The organism is Corynebacterium sp. HMSC074A01 (assembly GCF_001831515.1).
Lineage (GTDB): Bacteria > Actinomycetota > Actinomycetes > Mycobacteriales > Mycobacteriaceae > Corynebacterium.
This window is the reverse complement of the sequence record NZ_KV825619.1, coordinates 216,851-224,457: the sequence shown is the minus strand read 5'-3', so window position 1 is coordinate 224,457 and position 7,607 is coordinate 216,851. Positions and strand designations below refer to the sequence as shown.

The window sequence follows — 7,607 nt, the reverse complement described above, 5'->3', positions numbered from 1 at the left end:
ATCAGGTGTCTACCTAACGGGGGTCAGGTCCGTTACCAACCCTCTAATTCACCAAAAGATATCAAAAAAAAGGGAAGAACCGATCCAAAATGAAAACGGCTATCGTCCTCGCAGTCCTCGCATTGAAGAAGCGGATCTAAACCAAGACGCTTCAGAGCGGAGCCCGTTCAACTGAATTAGCATTTCTCACCTGTATGTTTAGCCCCTGAGTTGGTAGCGGAGGAGTCTACCGGCTCAATCCCACAAGAGTTTACACCTATCCACCAATTAGCAAGCCTCATGCCACTCCATGGTCACCGACCGGGAGATCCTCATCATTCGCCACGGCGCAGAAATCCACTTCATCGCACCCGACGGCGCCCGCTGGGTGTCCAAAGACCGACAAACCCCACAACGCGACGACAACGCCCGCCTCCAAATCGAACTCGAAGACTACGGCGACAGCTTCGCCGACAAACCATGCCAGAACGACGAATGCGAAAACTGCACCTGCACAAAAGAAGCTGACCCCGACTAGCGTGCCAGAGGCCCAAGCCTCCTAATGCCCCAACGTCACTTCTCGAAGCGCTCCACCGCGTCCCAGATCCGTGCCGCGACCTCGTGCTTCGTGCCATCGGCGACCTCGGCGACGCCCCCGTCGCGAGTGAGCAGCCAACCGGAGTTGCGCGGCTGGCCAAACACCTTGCCGCCGGAGACGTCGTTGACCATGAGCATGTCCGCGCCCTTGCGCGCAAGCTTCGCCTTCCCGTGCTCCAGGGGCTGATCCGTCTCGGCCGCGAACCCGATAATCCGTGCCTGCGTCTCCCCTGCATCGCGCATGGCAACCAGCCCGCGCAAGATGTCCGGGTTTTCGACGAGGTGCAACGTCTCCAGGTCTTCGTTCGCCTGCCCTTTCTTCAGCTTCGAGGTTGCCTCGTGCTCCGGGCGGTAGTCAGAGACCGCAGCGGCCATGATGACCACATCGGCGTCAACAGCGCGCTCGCGCATCGCCGCCTCCATCTCTCGCGTGGAGCGCACCCGCACGACCTCAGCTCCCGCGGGCGTTTCCAGCTCCTCGGTGTTTCCGGCGACAACGGTGACGCTGGCGCCCTTGTGCGCGGCGACGTCGGCAAGCGCAAAGCCCTGCCGTCCCGAGGAACGGTTGCCGATATAGCGCACGGGGTCGATATTCTCCTGCGTGCCGCCCGCGCTGATGAGCACGCGCTTGCCCGACAGCGACTGCGACAGCGGCCCGGTGGCGAGTACTGTGCGCGCCATTTCTGCGATCACGTGCGGTTCCAGCAGGCGCCCGGGGCCGGTGTCCTTCCCAGTGAGGCGGCCATGCGCGGGCTCGAGTACCGTGATCCCGCGCTCGCGCAGGGTGGCGACGTTCGCCTGCGTGGCCGGGTTCAGCCACATCTCCGTGTGCATGGCCGGCGCGATCACGATGGGACAGGTGGCGACAAGCACCGTGGCGGTGAGCAGGTCATCCGCACGACCCGCGGCGATGCGTGCAATCACATCCGCCGTAGCCGGGGCGATGACCACCAGGTCCGCCTCCTGGCCGACGCGCACGTGCTGCACCTCGTCGACACGGGAGAACACGCCCGTGTCCACGGGGTGGCCGGACAGCGCCTCGAAGGTCGCCGCGCCGACGAATTCGAGTGCGCTTGGGGTGGGGACCACGCGGACGTCGTCGCCAGCCTCTTTGAAATCCCGCACGAGGTGGCACGCCTTGTAGGCTGCGATGCCGCCGGCCACCCCCACGACGACGCGCCGCCCCCGAGACTCATCCGTGGCTGCCTTGACGCCTTTTCCTTGCACATCGCTCATGATCCCCAAGCATACGCAATGCGCAACGCCCGCCAGCCGAGGGGACGGCGGGCGGGCGTTACAACGTTACGGTCTGCTTACTGGCCTTCTTCGTGCTCCAGCAGACCAGCCTGGATCTCGCGCAGCGCGATCGAAAGCGGCTTCTCGCCGGGTTCCGGCGTGACCAGCGGGCCAACGAACTCGAAGACGCCGTCCTCGGAGTCCTGGTAGAAGCTGTTGATCTGGCGGGCGCGCTTAGCCGCGAAGATGACGAGTGCGTACTTGGACGACACCTTCGTCAGCAGCTCGTCGATCGGGGGCGCGGTAATACCTTGCGGGGTGTCGTAGGTCTTCTGCTCCGGCGAATCCGCGGTGACCTGCGACTGATCCTCAGTAATGTTGCTCACTAAAACCTACTCGTTTGTCTCGTTGTTCGTGCTGTTCATCAGGATGCTGGCAATTGCCGCGACGGCGGTGTCCACATCATCGTTGACCACTACGTCGTCGAACTCGTGCTGTGCATTGAGCTCTTCGCGTGCGGTGAGCAAACGACGCTGGATCACGTCTTCCGTCTCTGTGCCTCGGCCAGAGAGACGCTGCACCAGAATCTCCCACGAAGGCGGAGCCAAAAAGACAGTCGACGCCTCGGGCATCAGCCGCTTAATGTTGCGCGCGCCTGCGAGGTCTACTTCCACCAGCACGGGACGGCCCGCATCGAGCGCCTCCTGCACCGGACCAGCCGGAGTACCGGAGCGCTGCAATCCGCCATGAATGTCGGCCCACTCCAGCATCTCGCCCGCATCAATGCGGCGCTGGAAGTCATCAGCACTGACAAAGAAGTAGTCTTCCCCGTCGACCTCGCCCGGGCGCGGCGCCCGGGTGGTCATGGAGACGGAGAAGTACAGATCAGGGACATCGCTCACAAGCCTGTGCACCACTGTCGACTTACCTACAGCGGAGGGGCCGGCCAGCACGACCAGCCTGCCTCGCGGCGATACCTCAGTCATGGTTTAGTCCTCGGAGAAACCGAAGCGCTCGAGCAGCGCACGACGCTGACGCTCACCCAGGCCGCGCAGACGGCGGGTCTGTGCGATCTCCAGCTCTTCCATGATCTCGCGGGCCTTGACCTTGCCCACCTTCGGCATTGCTTCGAGCAGTGCGGAGACCTTGGTCTTGCCGATGATCTCGTCGGACTCAGCCTTCGCGAGCACGTCCTTGAGGTTGGTGTCGCCGCGCTTGAGGGAAGCCTTCAGCTCAGCACGCTGCTTGCGTGCCTCGGCTGCCTTTGCAAGTGCTGCCTTGCGCTGCTCATCAGTCAACTGTGGAAGTGCCACTGGTTCCTCCATAAAGTAGTAGTACGTTTCGGTCCAGTCCTACCTAAACCGTCGTTCCAAGAGTGCCACACGGTAGCAGGCCGAAGACATCAGCCAAAATACCACCGCTGCAACTCTCAGTTCTGGCTAAGTGTAGCACTGGGTTAATTCCGCCGCGTTGATGACGTGCCGGGAAAGGCACCGCAGCTCGTACCGCACGCTGTACGGCATTTCGCCACGTCAACGCTTTGACGGAACTAAACTACCAGGCTTTTTAGCGAAAAGCGCAAACGCCCTCGCTAAGAACCCTATTTCGCCAGGTCGCGCGCCTGTTTCCGCAGTTCATCCACGTCTGGTCCAGCCTTCAACACGGAGCGCGACACGTTCGGAATCACCAGCTGCGCCTGCCCGCCGGCGATGCGGGCAACGTCCTCCATCGTCGCGCCCTGCGCACCCACGCCAGGCATGAGTACCGGCGCATTGAGGTGCTCGAGCACGGGTGGGTGCTGCACCGTTGCACCCACTACGACGCCAACGTGACCGACAGCAGCGCCCTCGTTGTAGGCAGCGCAACCATCGACCATGTACTGGGCGACCGTGCGCTCCCCTATCAGCGAGCTCTGAAAGGCCTCCGCCTCCGGGTTGGAGTTCGCCGACATGACAAACACACCCTTGCCGTGAGCTGCCGCCAGCTCGATTGCCGGGGCGAGAGAACCCACGCCGAGATATGGCGTGAGCGTCACCGCGTCGGCTTCGAGCGGAGACCCTGGTGCGAGCCAAGCGTCGGCGTAGCCAGCCATGGTCGAGCCGATATCGCCGCGCTTCGCGTCCGCCACCACGAGCGTGTCGCGCTCACGCAGCGCAGCGAGCGTCTCCTCCAGCACCGCGAACCCGCGCGAGCCGAAGCGCTCGAAGAACGCTACCTGCGGCTTGACCAGCGCGACGTGGCCTGCGAAGGCCTCCACGCAGATGCGGGAGAACTCGCGCAGTCCCTCCACGCTGTCGCTCAGGCCCCACTGCTCGAGCAGGGCGGCGTGCGGGTCGATGCCTACGCACAGCCTGCCGTGGTGCGCGCCGGCGTCGACAAGCTGCTGCCCAAAGCCGGGCTGGGTGTCCACACTCTGCGCCATGGCCTTAAGCCTTCGCTTCCTCGCCCGCGTGCTCCAGCTCCTGCAGGCTGGTCACCGTGATCTCGTTGCCGCGAATGGCCTCGATGCCCTGCACGGCCGCGGTCACGCCCTGCACCGTCGTCATGATCGGCACACCCGCGACCACAGCAGCGGCACGGATGTCGTAGCCGTCGTGGCGAGCGCCGGAGGACCCGGCCGGGGTGTTGAGGATCAAGTCGATCTCGCCTTCGCTGATGCGGTCGACGATCGAGGTCCCCTCGCCGCCTTCGCGCACCTCCGACGCTTTCAGCGCCGTCTCGCAGGCAATGCCGTTGCGGCGCAGCATCTGCGCGGTACCTGCGGTCGCCACGATCTTGAAGCCCATGGTGAACAGGCGCTGGATCGGGAAGATCAGCGTGCGCTTGTCGCGATTAGCGACGGAAACGAACACCGTGCCCTCCGTCGGCAGCGGGCCAAAGGCCGCAACCTCTGCCTTCGCGTAGGCCACACCAAACGACGGGGCAAGGCCCATGACCTCGCCGGTGGACTTCATCTCGGGCCCGAGGATGGTATCGAGCAGCGAGCCGTCGGGGCGACGGAAGCGGGTAAACGGCAGCACCGCCTCCTTCACCGCGATCGGGTGGTCGAGCGGCAGCGATCCGCCGTCGTAATCGGTCGGGATGAGGCCCTCCTCGCGCAGCTCGGCAAGGGTGGCACCCATCATGATGCGGGCGGCGGCCTTCGCCAGGTGCACGCCCGTCGCCTTGGACACGAACGGGACTGTGCGGGAGGCGCGTGGGTTTGCCTCGATGACGTACAGAATGTCGTCCTTCAGCGCGAACTGCACGTTCATCAGGCCCTTGACGCCAATGCCGTGCGCGAGCGCCTCGGCGGAGCGGCGGACCTGAGCGATGTCCTCCGGACCAATGGTCATCGGCGGCAGGGCGCAGCCCGAGTCGCCGGAGTGAATACCGGCCTCTTCGATGTGCTCCATCACGCCGCCGAGGTAGACCTCCTCGCCGTCGCAGAGCACGTCGACGTCGATCTCAATCGCGGAATCCAGGAAGCGGTCGACCAGCACCGGGTGGTCCGGCGACAGCTCGGTCGCGCGGTCGATGTAGTCGTGCAAGCTGGTCTCGTCGTAGACGATCTCCATGCCGCGCCCACCGAGCACGTAAGAGGGGCGCACGAGCACCGGGTAGCCGATGCCCGCTGCAACCTCGCGTGCCTCCTCGAAGGAGGTCGCGGTGCCGTAGGCCGGTGCCGGCAGGTTTGCGGCCTCGAGCACGTCGCCGAACTCGCCGCGGTCCTCCGCCGAGTCGATCGCCTCCGGGGTCGTACCAACCACCGGCACGCCCGCGTCGGCAAGGCGCTGCGCCAGGCCCAGCGGGGTCTGGCCGCCCAGCTGCACGATCACGCCAGCCACCGTGCCCGAGGCCGACTCGGCGCGGTAGATCTCCATGACGTCCTCGAAGGTCAGCGGCTCGAAGTAGAGACGGTCCGCCGTGTCGTAGTCGGTGGAGACGGTCTCCGGGTTGCAGTTGACCATCACCGTCTCGTAGCCGATACGCGACAGCTCCAGCGCCGCGTGCACGCAGGAGTAGTCGAACTCGATACCCTGGCCGATGCGGTTCGGGCCGGAGCCCAAGATGATGACCTTCTCGCGGCCGGTCTCGGCCACCTCGCTCTCGGCGTTCGGGTCTATCTCGTAGGCCGAGTAGTGGTACGGCGTCTGTGCCTCAAACTCGCCGGCGCAGGTATCGACGGTCTTGAACACGGGATGGATACCCAGCGACCAGCGCAGGGAACGCACGCCGTCCTCGCCCGCCAGCTCCGGACGCAGCGCCGCGATCTGGGCGTCGGAGAGCCCGTAAGCCTTGGCCTCGCGGAGGAGTTCGGCGTCGAGCACGGGGGCGTCGATAAGCTGCTGGCGGAAGTCCACGAGCGTCTGCAGCTCGGCGAGGAACCAGGGGTCGATGCCGCTGGCCTCGTGTACCTCATCGACGCTTGCGCCGAGGCGCAGGGCGAGCTCAACGTCGTACATGCGCTTGTCCGTCGGGACCTTCAGGTCCTCGAGCACTGCGGCCACGTCGTTCTCGCGGCCTTCGGCGAAGTACGCGTCCGGGCGGGTCCAGAAGCCGTTCGGCTTGTCCTCCATCGAGCGCATGACCTTGTTCAGACCCTGGATGTAGTTGCGGCCGATGCCCATGGCCTCGCCAACCGCCTTCATCGAGGTGCCGAGCGTGTCGTCGCTGCCCGGGAACTTCTCGAAGGCGAAGCGCGGCATCTTCACGATGACGTAGTCCAGCGTCGGCTCGAACGCGGCGGGGGTCACGCCGGTGATGTCGTTGGTGATCTCGTCGAGCGTGTAGCCGATGGCCAGCTTGGAGGCGATCTTGGCGATCGGGAAGCCGGTCGCCTTCGATGCCAGCGCCGAGGAGCGCGACACGCGCGGGTTCATCTCGATCGTGATGATGCGGCCGTCTTCCGGGTTGACTGCGAACTGGATGTTGCAGCCGCCGGTGTCCACGCCCACCTCGCGGATGATGGCAATGCCCTGGTCGCGCATCGTCTGGTACTCGCGGTCCGTCAGCGTCAGCGCGGGTGCCACGGTGACGGAGTCGCCGGTGTGCACGCCGAGCGCGTCAACGTTCTCGATCGAGGCGATGACCACGACGTTGTCGTCACCGTCGCGCATGAGCTCGAGCTCGAACTCCTTCCATCCCAGAATGGACTCCTCGATGAGCACGTTTGCCTCGGGGCTGGCCTCCAGGCCGCCGCCGGCAATGCGGTCGAGGTCCTCCATCGTAAAGGCCAGGCCAGAGCCCAGGCCGCCCATGGTAAACGACGGGCGCACGACTACCGGCAGGCCAAGCTCTTCGACCGTCTCGTGGACCTCGTCCATGGTGTAGCAGACGCGGGAGCGGGCGGACTCGCCGCCGATCTTCTCCACGATGTCCTTGAACTTCTGGCGGTCCTCGCCGCGCTCAATCGCGTCGATGTTCGCACCGATCAGCTCAACGCCGTGCTTTTCCAGGATGCCCTGGCGATCCAGCTGGATCGCAGCGTTCAGCGCGGTCTGGCCGCCAAGCGTTGCCAGGATGGCGTCGACAGGGTTGCCCTGCTTCGCCTCCTTCTCCAGGATCATGTCGATGTAGTGCGGCTCAATCGGCTCGACGTAGGTGTGGTCGGCAAACTCGGGGTCCGTCATGATGGTTGCCGGGTTCGAGTTGATCAGGGTGACACGCAGCCCTTCTTCCTTGAGCACGCGGCACGCCTGCGTACCCGAGTAGTCAAACTCACAGGCTTGACCAATCACAATCGGCCCGGAGCCAATAACCAGGACGTGGTTGATGTCTTCTCGTTTCATCGGTGATACTCCCTAGTACTTTCG

General features: G+C 64.6%; 7 protein-coding genes. 1 reads left to right on the top strand and 6 read right to left on the bottom strand.

What is annotated here, in order from left to right:
- Positions 1 to 289 precede the first annotated feature (289 nt).
- Positions 290 to 517: a hypothetical protein gene (locus HMPREF2550_RS07660; RefSeq protein WP_070790558.1), complete on the top strand. Its 228-nt coding sequence runs from the start codon at positions 290 to 292 to the stop codon at positions 515 to 517.
- Positions 518 to 552: 35 nt separating this feature from the next.
- Here HMPREF2550_RS07660 and coaBC read toward each other — a convergent pair whose 3' ends face one another.
- The 6 genes from coaBC to carB form a co-directional block, all read right to left on the bottom strand.
- The gene (coaBC, locus tag HMPREF2550_RS07655) at positions 553 to 1,812 is read right to left on the bottom strand and encodes a bifunctional phosphopantothenoylcysteine decarboxylase/phosphopantothenate--cysteine ligase CoaBC (protein ID WP_070790557.1); all 1,260 of its coding nucleotides are present in this window, start codon (positions 1,810 to 1,812) and stop codon (positions 553 to 555) included.
- Between the two features lie 77 nt (positions 1,813 to 1,889).
- The gene (gene rpoZ / locus HMPREF2550_RS07650) at positions 1,890 to 2,189 is read right to left on the bottom strand and encodes a DNA-directed RNA polymerase subunit omega (RefSeq protein ID WP_095066809.1); all 300 of its coding nucleotides are present in this window, start codon (positions 2,187 to 2,189) and stop codon (positions 1,890 to 1,892) included.
- Between the two features lie 15 nt (positions 2,190 to 2,204).
- On the bottom strand, positions 2,205 to 2,798 hold the full coding sequence (gene gmk / locus HMPREF2550_RS07645; protein WP_070763931.1) for a guanylate kinase: 594 nt from the start codon (positions 2,796 to 2,798) through the stop codon (positions 2,205 to 2,207).
- A gap of 3 nt (positions 2,799 to 2,801) precedes the next feature.
- Positions 2,802 to 3,125: an integration host factor, actinobacterial type gene (gene mihF, locus HMPREF2550_RS07640; protein WP_038590808.1), complete on the bottom strand. Its 324-nt coding sequence runs from the start codon at positions 3,123 to 3,125 to the stop codon at positions 2,802 to 2,804.
- A 287-nt stretch (positions 3,126 to 3,412) separates the two neighbouring features.
- Positions 3,413 to 4,234 (bottom strand): orotidine-5'-phosphate decarboxylase, encoded by an 822-nt coding sequence (pyrF, locus tag HMPREF2550_RS07635; RefSeq protein ID WP_070790556.1) that lies wholly within the window; start codon positions 4,232 to 4,234, stop codon positions 3,413 to 3,415.
- Between the two features lie 4 nt (positions 4,235 to 4,238).
- Positions 4,239 to 7,583, bottom strand: a complete 3,345-nt coding sequence (gene carB, locus HMPREF2550_RS07630; RefSeq protein WP_070790555.1) for a carbamoyl-phosphate synthase large subunit — start codon at positions 7,581 to 7,583, stop codon at positions 4,239 to 4,241.
- Positions 7,584 to 7,607 lie beyond the last annotated feature (24 nt).